Source organism: Coprococcus sp. AM14-16 (genome assembly GCF_003434675.1).
Classification (GTDB): Bacteria; Bacillota; Clostridia; order Lachnospirales; family Lachnospiraceae; genus Coprococcus; species Coprococcus aceti.
Window position 1 is genome coordinate 356,106 of the sequence record NZ_QTLL01000001.1, and the last position, 20,625, is coordinate 376,730.

Annotated in this window: 13 protein-coding genes; all 13 read left to right on the top strand. The window is 41.5% G+C overall.

The window, feature by feature from the left end:
• Nucleotides 1-87 precede the first annotated feature (87 nt).
• The 13 genes from DW159_RS01720 to efp all read left to right on the top strand — a co-directional run bounded on the left by DW159_RS01720 (nt 88) and on the right by efp (nt 20,560).
• Nucleotides 88-1,296, top strand: coding sequence for a type II secretion system F family protein (locus tag DW159_RS01720; protein ID WP_055144038.1), 1,209 nt, complete (start codon nt 88-90; stop codon nt 1,294-1,296).
• Nucleotides 1,297-1,313: 17 nt separating this feature from the next.
• Nucleotides 1,314-1,730 (top strand): type II secretion system protein, encoded by a 417-nt coding sequence (locus DW159_RS01725; RefSeq protein ID WP_055144040.1) that lies wholly within the window; start codon nt 1,314-1,316, stop codon nt 1,728-1,730.
• A gap of 145 nt (nt 1,731-1,875) precedes the next feature.
• Nucleotides 1,876-2,301, top strand: coding sequence for a type II secretion system protein (locus DW159_RS01730; RefSeq protein ID WP_015533118.1), 426 nt, complete (start codon nt 1,876-1,878; stop codon nt 2,299-2,301).
• A 560-nt stretch (nt 2,302-2,861) separates the two neighbouring features.
• A complete protein-coding gene (gene pilM, locus DW159_RS01735) occupies nt 2,862-4,475 on the top strand; it encodes a type IV pilus assembly protein PilM (protein WP_117548742.1) in 1,614 nt (537 codons plus the stop codon).
• A gap of 12 nt (nt 4,476-4,487) precedes the next feature.
• Complete coding sequence (locus DW159_RS01740; protein ID WP_117548743.1) at nt 4,488-5,252, top strand: hypothetical protein; 765 nt, start codon at nt 4,488-4,490, stop codon at nt 5,250-5,252.
• A gap of 31 nt (nt 5,253-5,283) precedes the next feature.
• Nucleotides 5,284-6,606: a prepilin-type N-terminal cleavage/methylation domain-containing protein gene (locus DW159_RS01745; protein WP_055223930.1), complete on the top strand. Its 1,323-nt coding sequence runs from the start codon at nt 5,284-5,286 to the stop codon at nt 6,604-6,606.
• A 3-nt stretch (nt 6,607-6,609) separates the two neighbouring features.
• Entirely contained in the window at nt 6,610-9,426 is a 2,817-nt protein-coding gene (locus DW159_RS01750) for a hypothetical protein (protein ID WP_117548744.1), read from the top strand.
• Nucleotides 9,427-9,438: 12 nt separating this feature from the next.
• A complete protein-coding gene (locus tag DW159_RS01755; protein ID WP_117548745.1) occupies nt 9,439-9,960 on the top strand; it encodes a prepilin-type N-terminal cleavage/methylation domain-containing protein in 522 nt (173 codons plus the stop codon).
• 12 nt (nt 9,961-9,972) lie between these two features.
• Nucleotides 9,973-10,845: a prepilin-type N-terminal cleavage/methylation domain-containing protein gene (locus DW159_RS01760; protein WP_022216704.1), complete on the top strand. Its 873-nt coding sequence runs from the start codon at nt 9,973-9,975 to the stop codon at nt 10,843-10,845.
• Between the two features lie 17 nt (nt 10,846-10,862).
• Nucleotides 10,863-17,156 (top strand): DUF5057 domain-containing protein, encoded by a 6,294-nt coding sequence (locus DW159_RS01765; RefSeq protein ID WP_117548746.1) that lies wholly within the window; start codon nt 10,863-10,865, stop codon nt 17,154-17,156.
• A 119-nt stretch (nt 17,157-17,275) separates the two neighbouring features.
• Complete coding sequence (locus DW159_RS01770) at nt 17,276-18,661, top strand: shikimate kinase (RefSeq protein WP_117549409.1); 1,386 nt, start codon at nt 17,276-17,278, stop codon at nt 18,659-18,661.
• The gene (locus DW159_RS01775) at nt 18,661-19,752 is read left to right on the top strand and encodes a M24 family metallopeptidase (protein WP_117548747.1); all 1,092 of its coding nucleotides are present in this window, start codon (nt 18,661-18,663) and stop codon (nt 19,750-19,752) included. Before DW159_RS01770 ends, DW159_RS01775 begins: the two co-directional genes overlap by 1 nt.
• A gap of 250 nt (nt 19,753-20,002) precedes the next feature.
• Nucleotides 20,003-20,560 (top strand): elongation factor P, encoded by a 558-nt coding sequence (gene efp, locus DW159_RS01780; protein ID WP_055144922.1) that lies wholly within the window; start codon nt 20,003-20,005, stop codon nt 20,558-20,560.
• The last annotated feature ends 65 nt before the right edge of the window (nt 20,561-20,625 follow it).

Sequence of the window (20,625 nt, forward strand, 5' to 3'; positions counted from 1 at the left end):
ACATATAATTTATGTTGCATTATTGCGCTTTTAAAGTGCAGATACATGAAAACGTAAGAATATTAAGATTGGGTCGGAGGAGAGACAATGGCAGTATTTAATTACAAGGTTGTTGACAGAGATGGTAAGAATAAAAAAGGTACCATCGAGGCCCCTAACAGAGACGGTGCTGAGAAGAAGCTGAAGTCAGAAGGCTACTCGATCATGAGTCTGACGGAGCAGAGCAGCCCGCTCGGGGGTATAGGATTTAAGAAGAAGGTCAAGTCAAGAGACCTGGGTGTATTCTGTAAACAGTTCTCGGCGGTCATCAAGGCCGGTGTTACCATCATATCCGCACTGGAGCTGATGGGGGATCAGATTGAGAACAAGACACTGAGAAAGGCCATAGCAGATGCGCGTACATATGTAGAGAAAGGTGGAACTCTGGCGGATGCGCTCAGAGTTAACCCGGATGTATTCCCGCCTATCATGATCAACATGGTGTCGGCTGGTGAGATGTCTGGTAATCTTGAGATTTGCTTGGACAGACTGGTAGAGCATTTCGAGAAGGACAATGCATTGTCATCCAAGATCAAGGGTGCCATGACATATCCTATAGTAGTTCTCTGTGTTATGGTTATAGTTATCATAGTAGTGTTGGTAGCGGTTATACCAAACTTCTCAAGTATGTTTGAAGAGATGGGAACTCAGCTTCCACTCGCAACTCGTATGATGATGGCGGCGGCAGATTTCGTTATGTATAAGTGGTGGCTGCTCATAATCATAGTGGCAGCTATAGTGTTCGGTGTTAAGTTCTTCAAGAAGACACCGTTTGGCGAACAGCTCTTTGCGAACATAGGACTTAAGGCTCCAATATTCGGAAATCTGAATGTTAAGACAGCCTGTGCAAGATTTGCAAGAACCATGAGTACATTGATGGCGTCAGGTATATCGATGATAGATGCTGTTGAGCAGGTTGCAAAGATGATGGATAACAAGATTATCAGAGACGGCCTGATGGATGCTAAGGTTCAGGTGTCCAAGGGTGTACCGCTTTCAAAACCACTTAAGGATATGACGATGCTTCCACCGATGCTCTCAGCCATGACAAAGATTGGTGAGGAGACAGGAGATATAGAGGAGATGCTCAGCAAGGTTGCTGACTACTATGACGAAGAAGTTGAGGCGGCAACAAATGCGCTTACAGCAGCTATGGAACCTATGATTATGGTTCTTCTTGCAGGTGTTGTTGGCATGATAGTTGCAGCGGTATATGGACCTATCATGAGTATGTACGATGCTATGGATAATGTATAAACAAAAGAGGAAATTAGATGAATAGAAATAAAGGCTTTTCACTGGTGGAGCTTATCATAGTCATAGCTATCATGGCTATTCTCGCCGGAGCACTTGCACCGGCGCTCATAAAGTACATAGCAAAGTCAAGAAGATCGACCGATGTGTCGAACGCCCAGACTATAGCGACGGCAGTCGCCAATGCCTTATCGGTAGAGAAGGCATATGATGATGCCACACCTGGTGATTACCCGGTGAATACCGATGGCACACAGCTTGGCACATCGAATGCGTTCACATCAGAAGTCACAAGTCAGCTTGGGACAAGTACATTCAAGCCAAAGTATGACAAGGACAAGCAGTTCACTATCACAGTCAATAGTGATAAGGCTACATTCACCGTAAAGGTGGACAGCTCAGAGCTGTATCCGGATGTGTGTGATGCTTACAAGTAACATACGTCTGGTAGCTATTTGATATATCATGTATGACCTGCATGATAACTAAAAAGGTTAAACCCGGTAGAACGAGGATGCCGGTTTGATATAGTGCAAAGCACATAACAACACACAATAAACAACTAAAAAGGAGAGTAATATTATGAAGAAAAACAACAAAGGTTTCTCATTAGTAGAGTTAATTATCGTTATTGCTATCATGGCAATCCTTGCTGGAGCTCTTGCACCGGCACTTATCAAGTACATCGCTAAGTCAAGAAGATCAACAGATGTATCAAATGCACAGACAATCGCAACAGCAGTTACAAACGCACTTTCAGTAGAGGCAGCTTACGATGCAGCAGAAGCTGGTGATTATACATTATCAACAACAAAGCCTGTTGCAGTAAATGGAACTGGCGCTGCATTTACAAGCGAGGTTGTATCACAGCTTGGTTCAGCTGCATACAAGCCAAAGTATGATAAGGATCAGTCATTTATGTTTACACTTAGCTCAGATAAGTCTACTTTCACTGTAACAGTTAATGGTTCAGAGCTTTACCCAGACGTATGTGCAGAATACAAGTAAGATTCTGACAGACTTGTGTAAACTTACGGATTGTTCATGAGAACATGATTGATGTTACATAAGTGTAGCACAGACGGTGATTATACCTGTTGCAACCTCGTACAGGCAGTGAGTGTGATCATCGTCAGGTGCTGACACATTATCTACTATTTATATTTATAGTAGCTGGGGATTTTCCCCGGTTGCTATATCTTTACACAGAGCTGAATATGAAGGAAAGAATGTTATATAGAGTGTTATATAGTCTGATCCTTTATACTCACTCTTTCTTTGCAGTCAGCGGTTTTTTGTATATGTGACATGTCACATAGCATGACTTATGGCGGCAACTGGCTTACCTAGGTAGAGCTGGTACTTATTTTTCAGTGAGTTTCTTCTATATAAAAGGGTCATTATGTGGATGAGATGAGCTATTAAAAGGGTGACAGAATGTTGACCTTTATCCGGAAAGCACTTATCCGGAACAATTATATGAATGGGGTGAACAGCGGTAAGCTGGTACTCAAAGCAATGTGGAATTTTCCATACAAAACTACTGATTAGCGAGGGAGGCTATAAAAATGGCGAGTAATAATAAAGTCTTAACAATCGACATTACAAATGAAAGTATTACTATCGTTGAAGTTACACCTTCAAACAAGAAGCAGTCAACGATACACAACGCTATCATCTTCGAGACACCGGAAGATGCCTATGAGGATGGCGTGATCAGAGACAAAGAGAGAATAGCAGAGGCGATCAAGTCTCAGCTCTCAGCAAATGGAATAACAAACAAGAACGCGATATTCGTTCTTACCTCTACAAAAATCGTTAACAGAGAGGTTCTTGTACCTTTCGTTAAGGAGAACAAAATTAAAGGAATTATTAATGCGAACTCATCAGAGTATTTCCCTGTTAATATAGAGGATTACGTAGTGTCTCATACAGTGCTTGAGACAGTTACTGATGAAGAGAATAACAAGCAGCTCAGAGTCCTTGCAGTCGCTGCACCAGAGAACATGGTAAGATCATACTATGATCTCGCAGCTATGGCTGGACTGAAAGTAGTAGCACTTGATTATATTGGTAATGCAATGCTTCAGTTGATCAAGACTCAGACAACAGAGGCAATGACAACTATGGTAATCCAGTTGGGCAGTGAATCAACAGTGCTCAACATCGTAAAAGGAGATACACTTCTCCTTCAGAGAACAGTTCCGTACGGTACCAATGTGGTAGTCAACGAAGTTATGGATGCGAAGGGCGTGGATGCAACTACAGCTATGACTCTTCTCCAGAACGAGAGACTCCTCACAGTTGATTTCGATGACAATGCTATAACAGGAGCATTCAGATATCTCATCAACAATATCGGCCGTGTGATGGACTTCTTCACATCAAAGAATCCTGATAAGCCTATTGATGATGTATTCCTCACAGGTGATGGAGCCCTTATCAAGGGAATCGATGGACTGTTCAAGGTTCAGCTCAATGTATCGACCAGAGTAATGGATACATTGTATAACATCAAATTTGACCCAAAGATTGATCTTAAGATTTATAATCCTGTATATCTCATGGTTCCTATCGGAGCTGCCTTTGACCCTATGGGCTTCGAGCTTGGTGAGACTGGCAGCAAGGGCGGTACAAGCAGTGTTGACACAACACCACTGGTTATAGCATTTATCATCATAGCAGTCATAGTTGCAGGTGGTGTTACAGCGTACTCGTTCATAGCTAAGAACAAGGCTCAGTCAAAGCTTGACCAGGTGAACAGAGATATTGATTCTATCAAGGATATAGAGCAGATCGTACAGGACTATGAGGATGCAGAGTCTGTATACATGGATGCTCAGAATATGTATAGCTACACAGAGAACCTCAATGAGAATGTTGGAACACTTATTGCGGAGCTTGAGGACAAGATGCCAAAGGGAATCAGTCTTACAGCGTTTGATTCATCTTCAACAGAGGTTAGTTTCACAGGTAACACGAAGTCGTACGAGGATATAGCTGCATTTGCAATAAACCTCAAGGATATAGAGTGCATAGACAATTCATTCGTTCAGTCTGTCACAGAGAATGTGGATAAGCAGAGCGGGGATACAACATACGACTTTACAGTTACATGTATCTACAAGGATGTAAATGCAGATGACACCGAGACTTCAACAGATGAAGTATCAGTTAATTAAGGAGGGACTATCATGGATTCAATCACAAAGGGTCAGAGAAATCTATTATTATTCATATTGGGAATTGCTATCTTAGTGCTTCCTATAAGATTCCTTGCCATGAGCAATTTTGATGACAAGAAGAGTATTGAAAGTCAGTACAACGAGAGACAGACATATTATAACAGCCTGCTTGAGAAGGATGCGAACAGACAGCAGTACATAGCTGACACTGAGAAGTACAAGGCAGACTATGAGGCTGTTCTTGCAGAATTTCCATCAGAGCTGTATCAGGATAACACAATCATGTATTTACAGGGTGTAAAGGATAAGTATAAGTTCAACTTCCCTACTGTAACAATGGGGGAGGAGACACTTTTCTATACACTTGGCGCAGGCGCTGTGGGCGACGTTACCGTTGCTGATAATTCAAGTGCTTCAACAGATGCAGCAGCATCTGACGTGACTATAGATGAGTCAGCAGCTACAGCATCAGGTTACAACTGCTATTCAGCATCATTCCCTGTCACATACGAGGGAGACTACAAGGATATCAAGGATGTCATCGACTACATCAAGAATGGTGATTACAGAATGACTCTTGACGATGTCACTATAGCATTCAACGAACAGACAGGAAAGTATGAGGGAGATATGACTATAACCTCATATGCAGTAAACGGTGATGACAGAACTACAGATCACGCAGATGTGAATGTACAGACAGGTACAAACAACATCTTTGGAAACCCAACAGTAAAGTCTACTACGACTACGACCACAACAACAGCCCAGTAGATGCATACACTTAAATGGAGTGAACAAATAAATGGTTAAATCAAACAATAAAGGATTTAGTTTAGTAGAGATTATAATCGCTGCTGCCATATTTGCCATTCTGATATATCCGATAACTAATGCATTGATCACAGCAACGAAGACAGGTACTACATCGACGAAGAAGCAGTATGCAGTCGAGAAGGCTGAGGAGATCATGGAGATCTTTAAGACCGCTGATCTGTCAGGAAATGTGAATATTCCTGATGGCAATGGAACAAAGACATATTCCTTTACAAAGGGAACACCATCGGGAAAGTCTATTACATTGCCGAATTCTAAAACGGCGGAATATTCGGACACAACCTATACCTGCAACGATGTATCCATAGGAAAATCTTATGAGACCTACACCTGTCAGGTGGATGTGAATGATGCGGCATATCAGGTCCTTAAGAATGGATATGTGCTTGCAGGTCTTGATGGTGGTGCGACATTCAAGAGCGATGAAAGTGGCGCCATACAGACTAATGCTACGGAATCGGGAACTATCAGAAATCTGGACAGCAAACAGTCAGCTATCATTATAGGTGCCACCTATAATGTAGCCGCAACAGGCAGCAATCTTGATAATCTCGCATATCAGTATTTCCTGGATGCGAAGCTTGACGTGCTGAGAAAGTATGATGTGCAGTACAACCATTATCTTTCCGGTGGTGGAACATTCGATGAGGATCATTTCCAGAAGAATACCAAGATCAAGATATCAAAGCTGGGATCCACATATACAGTTGAGTGTTATGTGGAATACACAGATTATACAACGGTCTCAGTTATCAGATCACAGTATGAGAGCTCAGGCAAAAATGTATACAAGCCTACAACCTTATATGGTGATGGAATAGTATACAAGCAGGAGTTTACGAATGGTCTGCCACCTGTGTATCTTCTCTATGTTCCGGCGATATACAATGGTTCATACTGTACGACAGATACCATAACGGTGGATAATTCAGGAATATCTGAGAAGGCGGATGTGTATGTATTCGAGACGACAGCAGAGCTCAGCGATACATACAAGAAGATCATACGTGAGCAGTTCAATGTGGCGAACGTTGATGATCTTACATATACGAATGCAGGAAAGAACACCAAGATGTCAGATGTCAAGGTGAGACTTAAGCTGGCAGCGGGAGCAAAGTCGTCAGATCTTAATGTATATGCCAACTTTGACTTTGACAATGTTAATTCTGACTATCCTGTAGCTCGTTTGACAGAGGATCAGAGTGACAGTGTATATATGTACGATATAACAGTTACTTTGACAGATAGTAAAGGAAACAAGACGACGGTTACTGGAACAAGGGGGAAGTAACAGATGATTGAGAGATTAAAGCGAAAGCTTAGGCATAACGATGATCACGGTTCAAGTTTCGTCCTTGTAATAGTCGCAACCACATTTATGTGCATTCTTGCTTCAGCGATACTTATGGGAGCTATGATGACATACAAGCTCAAGTTTTATAAGCTGAATTCCCTGAATAACTTTTATGAGGTAGAAACTGCACTTGATGAGATGTATGCGGGGGTAGGCGCAGCGACCAATGAGCACCTTTATTCAGCGTATACAACTACGGCTGAATTGGTTGTTGTGTATGATACTAAGGCTCAGGCGTATACTACCCTTGACAATAAATCGGCAAATGAGCTTTTCAAAAAGCTTTTCATGACAGGCTTTGTTGCAGATACAAACTATAAGAGCCTTAAGAACGTGACAGATACACTTCAGTCTTTCATATCTAATGAGTATGATGCAGTGGACAATCCGGATGGTGTCAGACTTGATACATCGAACATGAAGCTTATATATACTGATGTTAATAACAAGACAACAACTCAGTATTATAAGAATAATGGAGGAATTAAGACGGAGAAGCAGTCGGGTTACGAAAATGACAAGGTTCAGTCTGTCACATTCAAGAATGTGTGTGTTAAGAGAAGTGTGAATCTGCAAGGATCAACAGCAGGAACCTATGAGCAGTCTATCACTACGGACATTGTTCTCACGGAGCCTGAGTACAATGTTTCGTTTGATACAAGCAGTGTATCAAACAATACATTGTATGAATATGCGATACTTGCGGATATGGGTGTCGAGGTAGGAGAGGACAACGACAACCGGACAACCGACGCACAGGTTAAGGGTAACATCTACGCAGCAAGCGATTATTACAATAAGGATTATAATGATGTAGCCGAGACAAAGGTTACGAACAAATATGAGAGTAAGCCTAGTACAATGTGGGGAACAAAGGACAGCAGTGCTTATTCCGGAATATTTGTAAATGGAAAAAATACATCACTTACACTCAACTCTGATGTTGTTGTGTGTTCAGGTTCTCTTGCAGCATACAATGGAGCAGAGATAAACCTTTCAGGTCGTACACAGACTCTTTCAGAGCTTTGGGCAGACAATATTGTCATAGGTGGAAAGGATGGCGGTTCTCTTAAGGCTTCTGCTGATGCATACATATTTGATGATACAGAGCTTAACGCAGAGAAGGCGAGTCTTAAGTTTACTCAGGGCAGCTATTTTGGATATAGCTACAATGCACAGGATACAAGAAGTCTGAATTATCTCAGACAAAAAGGATATCTTGCAACAGGATATAAGCTCAGATCACACTTTAGTGATAGTGCAATTATTGTAAATGGTAAGAATTCAACACTTGACTTACAGGATCTTAATTCACTGTATATAGCAGGTAAGTCATATATCGAATTCTCAAAGATTGCTGCTTCAAGTGTTCCTGAGGACGATGAGAATATAACAGTTGATGAGAATGCAGATTACGCATTCACAACACTGGAGGATTATTCTACAGGACAGTCTCTTGATGTGAAGACAAATCAGCTTATGTTCCTTACCCAGTGGTCTGTAGTGAACAACACTGAGAAGGTTGACCCTGACACAGGAATCACTACAGTTACACTTCAGTTCCCAAAGACATTTGAGGCAGATGCGAACATACTTGATCTGTATGATGATTTCCTCAATGATCTTGCTACAGAGGGAGATAAGGGTGTAACAGCAATTAAGCAGACTGTTTCAGGACATGATTATTACTATCTGTATATTGAGGATGGAAAAGATTCATCCAATGTAAGCAATGCAGAGAAGTTTGCAGAGAAATATTATAAGCTTCTTCAGGATTACGGTGATGAGATAAGCAGTAAACTCTATAATGTACAGAAATATGAGCAGTTCCAGGTTAAGCTGGTTCTTCCGGCAGAGGGCAAGATAAATGCAAGCGGTGCTGTCACAGATCAGAATAACGATGATTCGCTGTTCCTGAGAGCATCCACAACTACCACAATGGATGTGGCTACAGCGCTTGATAATGTTTCAACAGGCAAGGTGTTTACTAACATCCTTGGTAACAAGGGTTCAGACAACAATAAAAAGGTATTTAATGACCTCAAGGCGGATGCTGCAGAGCTTTCAGGAAGTTCAGTTGCAAATGATGAAGAGACTACAAGTAATTTCCTCTCATATATGTATATAAATATGAAGGATCATCTGTCAGTTCTCAACAAGAAGGATGAGGCAACTAAGCCTGATGTAAATGCGTGGGAGATTGCAGGCTATAGCAAGTCAGCAAGTGGATATACAAGTACATATAATAAGGATAAAGATGAATATTCATATGATTACAGTATCACTCCTTTAAATCACTATGTTGATTTTGCTTATGTATTTAGCAGGAACCTTTCAATTGAGAATACAATTGGAAATGCAACAGATAATGAGGCTAAAACCATAGTTATCAATTCTGGTGATGTTAAGCTCCAGCCAAACAATGGTGATGGATCATTCCAGGGAATTATAATTGCCGGTGGTAATGTAAGATTTGATGAGAATGTTAAGAGCTTCAGAGGTATGATAATCACTGGATCAAAGCTTATAATTGACCATAATATGTCAATATCAGCAGACGCTGCATTTGTTGCAAATCTTCTTGAACAGTGTTCAGAGAGCACAGACGAAAAGCTCAATACGCTTACAACAAAGGTGCTGAAGAACTATACATCATCCAAGAGCGAAGGTAACACAGAGGTAACAGGAGCATCAATATCAGACATCTCATATGAAGATATTCTTGTATTCCAGAACTGGAAGAAGAATGTTGAATAGGGGGTGTAGCTGATGAAGAATTGTATAAAATCAAATAATGGATACACGCTTATAGAGATGATAATTGTTATTGCTATAATTGCAGTAATGTCAGGCGTGGGCTTTCTCACTATATCATCAATAAGAGCGTCTCAGGCAACTGCTTCACTGCAGAAGTTTGACAGTGAATTGTCGGCGCTTGAGATGAGAACTAGGACGCAAAAAAGTGGAGAGGCGGTAAGGATAGTCCAGAATGGTGCTAATTACGATATTTTCTATGGTATATGCGCTGATGGAAGGGCGGAGTCATTTACTGCTAATTCATCTGCACCTGACAAGGTGCTGGAGAGAGTTACGATATATTATGCTGACGATTACGATGCAGATTCAGTGACTACTCCTCTTTCAGAGCAGGTTATTATTATCAGGAAATCTGACAGTCAGGTGCTGACTGGATATGGAGAGTATCGTTTCTGCAAGTATAACAGCAACAATACTGTTGGAAGGGTCAACCTGAACCAGTATACAGGCGGTCATACATATGGAAAGAATTAGGGGGTGTGAAGAATGATATGTAGAAATAAAGACAAGGGCTTCACATTCATAGAGCTTATACTGTATATGGCAATCTTGGGAATATTCATGGTTGCTGTCATGTCCCTTATATCTACAACTGTTGCGTCACATAAGAAGCAGTCGTCCAGACAGAAGCTTCAGTCTCAGGCGACTGAGACATATGATGCGATAGCAGACATACTGATGGGGGCAAGTGATATCAAGATTGATGGAACTGCTTACGTACAGACTGGAACATCATTCACTCAGGTTACAGGAAGCTTTATTGTTCCTGAGGATACGTATGTGAAATCCGCAGGATCGGGAAGCACACTCCGTAAGCAGGGAGGCGTTGCTGATGTAATCCAGGATATAGTGTCAGATAGCGGTGTGATAAAGAAAAAAAGCAATAGCTATGATATAGCGGATGTTAAGCCTTTTGGCGGCGCTGGTGCTTCAGAGGATGTGCACACATTTATAGATGCTGATTATCTGTGGGTTCAGTATTCATCTGAGCTAGATAAGACTGCATTCTGTACGATTACCTACAGCAAGACAGACAAGAAATTGTATGTTTTCAGACAGGAGATGAGTGATGAAACGCTTAATCAGGCAAAGCAGGATCTCAAGAGCAGCGATTCAGCAAAGGTAAATCAGGCACAGGCGGTGCTTTCATCGTGTACAAAGTATGTGGATGCAAGCTCCAAGAAAGGTACAGTGCTTGCTAACAACGTGAAAAGCTTTCAGCTTCAGGTCAATCCTGCAGACAATAGTGTTGCAGTGATTATTGGATTTGAAGACACAAAAACAAAAGAGACATATAAAGTAACAAGTGTAGTTGGACTCAGAAATTCATTCGTGCTCAAGAAGCATGAGTGGGATTAATAGAGGAGGAAAATACAGTGTTTAAGAATAAAAAAATAGTCTTATCATCTATAGCTATTATATTCGCACTTGTAGTCAGCTCTATATTTGTGAATTATACACTGGCTAACTCCGATTCTCAGGCTTCCCTGAGTGATGCGAACGGCAGCGGAAGCAAATCTACAAGTCTGACAGGATTGTCCAATATCGATCTGGCAGTCAAGAACTCCAACGATGCTGGCAAGAAACAGACAGGAGAGGACAAATTCAGAATCGTCCAGATAGTACCTGATTCATATAGTGGTAATGCAGATATGGATGAGAAGCTGAAGGAAACCGTCACTGATAGCAAGTTTTCAGGTGATGCGAAGAAGCTGACAGGATACGATTCAACAACATATCTTTGGAGATATGTATATGCAGGTGAGTATTTCAGACTTGCAGTGTTCAATGGATATAAGACGATAAGCGATAACATGGCTGCCGGTGCGGTGACTCTTACAACTTGTACAGTCAGCGAGCTGAACAGCATGGATACAACAGCCCAGGGAATCCTCAATCAGGCGGATTTCATATATATTTGGGCAAATGGTGCCAGTGATTATGCCAGCACATCAAATGATATAAGCGAGGATCTGTATAACTGGCTGGATGCGTATGCTACAGCAAACTCACATCCTATAGCATTGTGTACAGGAACTCTGTGTACATCAGAGCCAGAGCTTATAACAGGAAATAATGATGATTACAGAATGGGTGCACTTGCATACAAGCTGATCACCAAGGGTGCTGTGGCAAGATATGATAATGTCCTTGTTACAGAGCCGGATTTCTTTAAGACACTTTATCAGGAGGCAGATGATAACAAGACGACTCCTGATATAAACAAGACAACAAAGACGATCTCTGACTTTATTCTTCAGGCAGAGAGAAAAGCCAGCGAGGGTGGTAGCGATTACCTTAACTATGGAACATACTATAAGTGGTATGAGGGTGTATCAATACTTGATTTCCTTGATGGTAACATACCGGATAATATCAAGGATTCCACATATGATAAGGCTGGTTCAAGATCAGGTCTTACAGGAGACAGAAAGTCGTGGAACTTTGATAATGCCAAGATACTTGTGATTTCAGAGGACGGAGCCGGCAGTGCAATGTTCAGTGAAATCACAGAGAAGAATAGCAGTGCTACACGTGGAGACATGGCTTCTGCTGATTACACATTCAATGCGAAGACAAATACATGGGAATCTGTACAGAAGGCTCCAAACAGCGATCTGACAGGACATATGTATGCGAATGGTACTTCAAGCAGTGGTACAGGTCTTTCAAGATATGTGCCAAGTGGTGCTGATGTTTATCTCATTGACAGTGCCGATCTTGTAGAGGCGATGACCAATGGCGGTAAGGCATTTAAGAATGTCAACTTTGCAACATCATACTATAAGGATGTCAAGACAAAGTCAGTTTCCGGTACAGTGAGATGTACTGATGATGCAGGTGATGCAGTGGATCCAGCAGCAGATATGTATGCATATCTTGTAGTAGAAAATGGAACACAGCTTAATCTGGCAGGAACATCAGTAGATATTCTTATGAAGGCTCCTCTTGAGATGAAAGAGGTTCCGAAACTTGACGAGAATGGTCAGGAGATAAAGGATGCTGATGGCAACACAGTTATGGAGACTGTATACACATACAGCTTTGACAGACTCAGCCCTGAATATAGCTACAAGGTTGTAGTTGGAGGAGATGTCAGTGATGACCAGTTCTCTTATGATGATCTTGTGGTTGGAGTAGCTGATAATTCCGGTCTTGTTGACGGAAGTGATACTGATTATCAGTATGATTTCAATATTAAGACAGTTGACGAGGACAATGTATCAGGATACACATACAGAATAGACGCAGCAGGAACAGAAGATGAGAATGTTGTAGTTACATATCAGGATTTCCAGGAGAATGTTGGTAATGCAGATCTCAATTATGAGTATAAGAGTGATCTTGTATATACTAATCTGGATTTCTCAGATGCGGCAAAGGTTGTTTCGTATGTTACTGGTCTGCATGACAAATATCTCGAAACCCAGGCAGTATTCATGAATGGTACTTATGATAAGCTTGATCTCTCAGAGTATGACTTTGTATTTATTGACAAGGGTACATATAACAAGGAGATAGGCACAGCGGTATTCAAGGATCTGTGCAGTGCAGTCGAGAGTGGACAGTATTTTATAGTTTCTTCTAAGGCCGGTGACGGAAAGGGCTCAGGAGATGGCAGTGGCGATGATTCAGATCCAACCATTCCGGTAGTTGATTCACCATCGGCAAAGGCAGTGGCTGATGTTATCAATGCCAGTGTGTATCGCGATGGTTCTGATAACAAGTTCAAGGTACTTGAGATTCAGCCGGATTATCCGATTGATCTTGAGGTGGCAGCACTTCAGGATACTGTAAGTACAGCTTATACAACAAGAAGTGATGGAGCAACTAAAATAACAGGAAACTATTATACAGTTCCATCTGATGTAGTAAGTGGTAAGTCTAAACAGGAGCTTGCGGCCAGAACAGAGTATTATGATTTTGATCTTACCAAGGCGAAGATAGCGTACGCTATCGATGGTATATCCATTGGAGATATTCAGCTCACTCAGGTTTCGACCGAGCAGCTCATTGGTATGAAGGAAGATATAGCAGCGACATACGATCTGGTATATATCGGTGGCGATATAAGTGCTATGGATAGAAATCCAGCGGAGATGTACAAAGGACAGAATGATATCGGTAATGCTACGTCGGGTTACACATATCAGATATTCCCAACATTCATCATGTATTACCACACAGGTACACTCAGTCAGTTGATGAATGCATCTACATATAGCCCAGATACAGCACCTATATCAGGATCAACAAATATGCTTGCATCACCAAAGGTTGGTGACAAGTATTACACAACAACATATCTTGCAGAGAATGGTAACGACCTGACAAATACAAAGTATCAGGAGCTTCTCACATACATGGCATCAGGCAGACCGATGATCATAAGTGATGAGCTTACCAGCGTATATGAGAATATGCAGGGTACAAATGCAAATGGTGATAAGCTTTCACAGGCTGAGCTCCTTCAGGGATATTGGTATAAAGATGGAAAGCTTGAGAGAAAGAATTATTATCTCGATCCATCATCAAGAATGTATCAGTTGGTAGATACTCTCTATGCAAGACATACAGGATCAAATGGATCAAATATTCTGTGGGGATTCGATAAGAATGCAACACAGTATATAAGTGATAAGGATGGAATATACGGTAACAGTTTATGGACAAAGCGTGTTCAGTCACTTGCTGGAGGTAAGTTCAAGGAAACTGATTATATGGACTCAGACGTACAGGATCAGTCATGGTATAAGCGTCCGGGAACAGATACTGTATATTATAACTACAAGGTAGTCTGGGATGATGCTACTTCAGCATCTCTTAACAGACTGGTGACAGGAAGTGCACATAGAACAAGACTTACTATCACTACAAAACCAGTTACATATCAGCAGGGAATACAGCAGACTTATATCAAGTCCAACAGATTACAGTTTACATTCCAGGTTGATGGTGATAAGTCAGTATATAACTACAAGTTGTTTGTAGATGTTGATAAGAATACAAAGTTCGAGAAGGGCGGCGGTGATTATTGTCTTGGGGATAAGATCACAAACGGTCAGGAGAAATCACTGACAGTAGCGCTTGACTCTGAGTTCTTTGGATCAGCAGCATGGTATCTTGAGATAACAGATGAGGATGGCAATATAGTTGCTTCTTCTACAGGTCTCAGCAAGATAGTAAATAATAACGTATCAAAGAGTGAGATAAATGTTCTTCAGGTTCAGACAATGGCAGAGGGACAGACGGCAACCTCATGGGGAGCAACTGATACACTTTACTTTGATATTGAGTCACAGACAGCTCACAAGATTGCAAAGTACAATGTATTTGCAAACATGGCAGAGCTTGATAACGCATCAACTACTCAGTATGCAGTTCTTGGAAGACATGAAAACAGATTCGGCGTATATGAGTTTGATACAAACACAGATGCGGATGATTATTATTCAAATCTTGCAGATGAGCTTTCAGAGGATTATGACATAAATCTTGATCTTGTGGTTGCTTCAAGTGATAGAGCTTCATTCAAGACAGGTGATGGAGTGGATGCTCAGTATGATTGCCTTGATACTATGGTAGAAGAGGCTGAGAAGCTTGCCAAGGGTGAGAAGGTTGATGGACATAGTCAGGAAGAGTACGAGAGCCTTGCCGCTGTTGCACTTACAGAATATTCAGCAGCGTCAGCAAAGGTTGCAACGCCAAAGAAGATTCTTGATAACTATCTCAAGAATGCAATAGACTATATTGATGGTAAATACACAGGAACTACAAATTACAGTACATTTATCAATAATTTCAGGACAAGCAATGCAGAGACAAAGAAAGTCCTTCAGTATATGCAGGATACAGGCGATTATTATCTGATATTCTGGCCAAAGTACAACACAATGAATCACTGTGAGGGTGACTTCAAAGCAGGAAAGATGTCAGATGATTTCGGAGCTGATTTTGCTAAGTATTATTCAGATTATGTGACAGCAAAGAACGCAGAGCTTGAGGCAAAGGATAAGTACAATACTTACCTCAGACGTTCATATGGTAAGAGCTTTATGAAGAACATGTACTCAATACTTGTTCTTGGACCATCGGATTCATTTGGTGGATTTAAGGTTGACTTCAAGAAGGAAACATGTCAGTACATACTTGACTATGTATCAGCAGGAGGAGATTTGTTCTTCTTCCACGATTCAATGTCACCATATGCAAATGCAGGTGCAGTTAATCTTACAAAGTCACTTATATCAGTAGTAGGAATGAACAGATTCCATGTTGATGTAACAGACAATGTTGTCAAGTATGACAATCCGCTTAAGCTTGGTAAGTATAACGTTAAGAGTGTTTCTTACAGCAAGGCTTCTGTTAATACAAGTACACTGGATGTTACATACACAGCAGATGGAACAGTCGATGATGTGACATATACATCACCGGATAGCAGCTTGTATTACCTGACACCATATGCAAATAATCCTACTGCAGGCGAAGGATTACTGAACAGTATGAATTCTAACATTATGGATGTATTTGTTGAGAAGAACGCATACTGGCAGCCATATCTTGGAAAAGATAAGAAGGTATATGTAAGTGCACTTGCAATGACAGCACTTTACTACAATGGTAATATGGCTGGTGCAACAACTACACTTCCATATGTATATGCACAGGAGTCATATAAGGCAGCAACAGCCTGGTCACAGGCTTCAAACCAGGATCAGTCAGCTTGTGCTGAGACAGTTAAGGCTACACAGCTTAACTCAGGTCTTGTAACATTGTATCCATACAACATAAGTTCATCACTGAACATATCGGGTACACATCAGCAGGCATTTGCACTTGATCTTGAGAGTGACAACATAACAGTATGGTATACTCTTGCAGGTTCAAATAACTCATCGAACAGTAAGATGCGTTCATCAAAGTATGCAGCGGATCCTGGAGATGCAATGGAGGCTTACTTCATCTACACTACAGCTTATGGCAGTGGTGCGATCACATATTGTGGTGCCGGACATTCATCAGTTACAGGTAGACGTACAAGAAACAATGATGAGAGAAAGCTGTTCATCAACGTTATTGTAAACAGTGCATCAGCAGTACCAGAGATGCCAACTATCAAGTGTTACGATCCAAAGCAGACATGGGCTGCAGAGGATGAGCTTCCAAAGGATGCAGAGGCACTTGCTTCATCAGGAAAGACTGTATATGTAAGTGAGGTTGACTCAAAGACAGATGATCCTGAGTTTGATTATAAGATTGGAATTCCGGAGAAGACAAAGGTAACAAAGGTTAACATTTACTATGATCTGGATTACGATGATTCCGATTACTCAATCAGACCAAGCTATACAGAGAATACTGATAAGATGATTAAGTCATACGATAAGATTGGTACAGCCAAGTTAACATCAATTGCAGGCTATATAAAGGATATTGTGAGAAATGGCAATGGTACAGCCCTTACACCTGATGATTCGTGTTATGCACCATATGGTGGAAATTACACATACATCGTTGTGGAGGTATATTACCAGGGCAAGACAGTTCCTGTATATACAATGATCAAGGTTAAGGCCGCAGATCCATTGTTCGACCTGACAGACAATACTATAGACGTTCCGGCACTTGGAGATTTCATTGCCGAGAAGAAGAATGTATTTGCATAATGCGTATATAGTATAAATAATAGCAATAAATATAGAAACCGGGGTGGTTATATACTCCGGTTTCTTTTTGTGTTATACTGACTCTGTTCAAAATAAGAGACTGAAGGATGGAGATACATATGGAGATAAATGGAAAGACAAGATTATTAGGTTTGCTTGGTGATCCGGTTCAGCACACCATGTCACCGCTTATACACAACACACTCAGCGATATATTGGAAATCAATGAAGTGTATGTGCCGTTCCACACCCATAAGGAGGGGCTGGCGGATGCCGTAAAGGGAGCGTTTGAACTGAATATATTGGGAATGAACGCCACTGTACCTCACAAGAATGAGATAATGGCTTCACTTGTGGATATAGATGAGGGGGCAGCGGCAATAGGTGCGGTCAACACTCTTGTCAGAACTGTAAATGGATATAAGGGATATAACACAGATATGATGGGGCTGTCCAGAGAACTGGAGTCCTACGGAGTGGGACTTGACGGTAAAAAGGTTATCATACTTGGCGCAGGCGGTGCAGCGAGAGCTGTGGCATATATGTGCATGAATAAGGGTGCGGATAAGGTATATATCATTAACAGAACGATCGAGAAGGCACAGACGATAGCAGAGGACATGAATGGTCATTTTTGCAGAGAGACAATGACTGCCATGAGACTTGGTGATTATGGACAGTTACTGCAGGAGAATGTAGATGATAAGTTCGTGGTATTCCAGTCCACATCGATAGGTCTGGCACCGAAAAATGAGGCGGTAGTCATCGATGATCCACATTTTTACGACAGAGTCAGTGTGGGAATCGATCTCATATATAATCCGTTTGAGACAAAGTTTATGAAGCTTTGCAGGCAGGCTGGAGCATTGGCGTACAATGGTTTGCGTATGCTCCTTTATCAGGGAATAATTGCATATGAGCTCTGGAATGATATATCCATATCGGAGGATGTTGCTGATATTGTGTACGACAGATTGCTGCAGTCGGTCAGGGATAATGTTATCCTGATAGGCTTTATGGGGTGTGGTAAGACAACCATTGGCAGGGTGCTCGCGGATAAGCTTGGATTTGATCTGCTTGATGTAGATTCTTATATAGAGGAGAAGGCAGGCTGCAGTATAAAGCAGATATTTGCCGAGAAGGGGGAAGCTTATTTCAGACAGCTTGAGACTGATACCCTTAAGGAGCTGAACAGCCGGCTGTCACATACGGTTATATCCACTGGAGGCGGACTGCCTATGAGACAGGCGAATGTGGATGAACTCAGGCGAATGGGCAGGATCATATATCTGGACGTTAAGCCTGAGGAGGTAGTAAGGCGACTTGCGGGAGATACGACCAGACCTCTTCTGCAGGGAGAAAATGTAGATCAGAGAGTGAGGGAACTTATGGGACAGCGAGGACCAGTGTATGAAGCTGCCGCTGATATCATAGTTCCGGTTACAGGAATTGAAATAGATGAGATAGTACAGGAAATAAGTTCTTATATAGAAGGTGGGAGATGATGGTTATGGACACAGCAATTGCTTATGAAAAGGTCAGAAGGATAATAGATGAGATGAATCTTGATGCGATATTGATCACGGACAGGTACAACATGAGATATATAGCATCGTACCGCGGCGAGGGCGTTATAGTTCTGGCAGGATCAGGTAAGACAGTCATAACGGATTCAAGATATACAGAGCAGGTTCAGCGCGAGTGTGAAGGATATGAATGTGCGGATATTGCTGGAAAAGGATATGTTGCGTGTATTTCGTCTATTCTTGATGGACAGAGAAAAAATTCTGGGAATATGAGAGTTGGATTTGAGAATCTTAGCATCAGCTATAGAGAGTATTCGGAATATTCGACAGGAATATCCGGTGTGGAATGGATAAGTCTTGATGGTAAGCTGGATTCCTTAAGAGAGATAAAGACAGATGAGGAGATCGAGAATATCCATACAGCGGAGTCAATAGGAGACAAGGCATTTTCACATATACTGGAATATCTCAGACCTGGCATTACAGAGAAGGATGTTGCGCTTGAACTGGAGTATCATATGAAGAAAAATGGTGCGGAAGGCTTGAGTTTTGACACCATAGCTGCATCTGGAATGAATTCATCCATGCCGCATGCTATTCCTACGGATAAGACTCTGAATAAGGGGGACTTCCTCACTATGGATTTTGGCTGTATATATGAGGGATATTGTTCAGATATGACCAGAACCGTAGCAATAGGAAAGGCATCTGATTCAATGAAATATGTGTATGATACGGTACTCAAGGCTCAGACGGAGTCTATGAACATGATAAAACCAGGAGTCAGATGTAACGATGTTGATGCTGTTGCTAGACGTATAATAGCCGATGCCGGATATGGAGATTGCTTTGGACATGGACTTGGACATTCGGTGGGATTGTTTATACACGAGAATCCGAGATTTTCACCTAAGTGTGATGACATATTGAAACCTGGCATGGTCATAACAGTTGAACCGGGAATCTATATTCCTGGACAGTTTGGTGTCAGGATAGAGGATCTGGTTGTTGTGACGGAGGATGGTTACAGGAATCTTACAGGATCAGAGAAGAAGCTGATAGAGATTTAGTAGTGGCGGCTATCACGATATAGAACTCAGGTATCATACCGCAGGTCTTATACCGGGAGCCATCGTGAGTGCTGTAGGAGTATGTGCGTTTGTATTGCTGTGTATATACGACAGTAGAAAGCGCAGAAACGTAGACTTACCTGATAAAGGTTGATGGTATGGTAAAAAATAGTTGAAAATTTATTTCATATATTATAAAATGTGACAAGAAGTTTATATCTTTAAGGAGGATAAGATAGTTATGGCAGAGATGATCTCAGCAGGCGATTTTAGAAACGGCGTTACAATCGAATTCGAAGGAAATATTTATCAGATTATAGAGTTCCAGCACGTTAAGCCAGGAAAGGGTGCAGCTTTCGTTAGAACAAAGCTTAAGAACATCAAGAGTGGCGGTGTTGTAGAGAAGTCATTCCGTCCAACAGAGAAGTGTGAGAAGGCTCACATCGAGAGAAAGGACATGCAGTATCTGTACAATGACGGAGATCTTTATTACTTCATGGATCCAGAGACATATGATCAGATTCCTATCAGCTCAGCAGCTATAGGTGATTCACTTAAGTTCGTTAAGGAGAACGAGATGTGTAAGATCTGTTCACACAATGGCAACGTATTTGCTGTAGAGCCACCTCTCTTCGTTGAGCTTGTTATCACAGAGTGCGAGCCAGGTGTTAAGGGTGATACAGCTACAGGTGCAACAAAGCCATGTACAGTTGAGACAGGCGCACAGGTATCAGTACCTCTCTTCGTTAACGAGGGTGACACGATCAAGATCGATACACGTACTGGCGAGTATCTTTCAAGAGTATAATAATTGTTACCAGCATTAGGATATAACTACCTACGATAACATATAAGAAGAATAAGAGTCCCGGT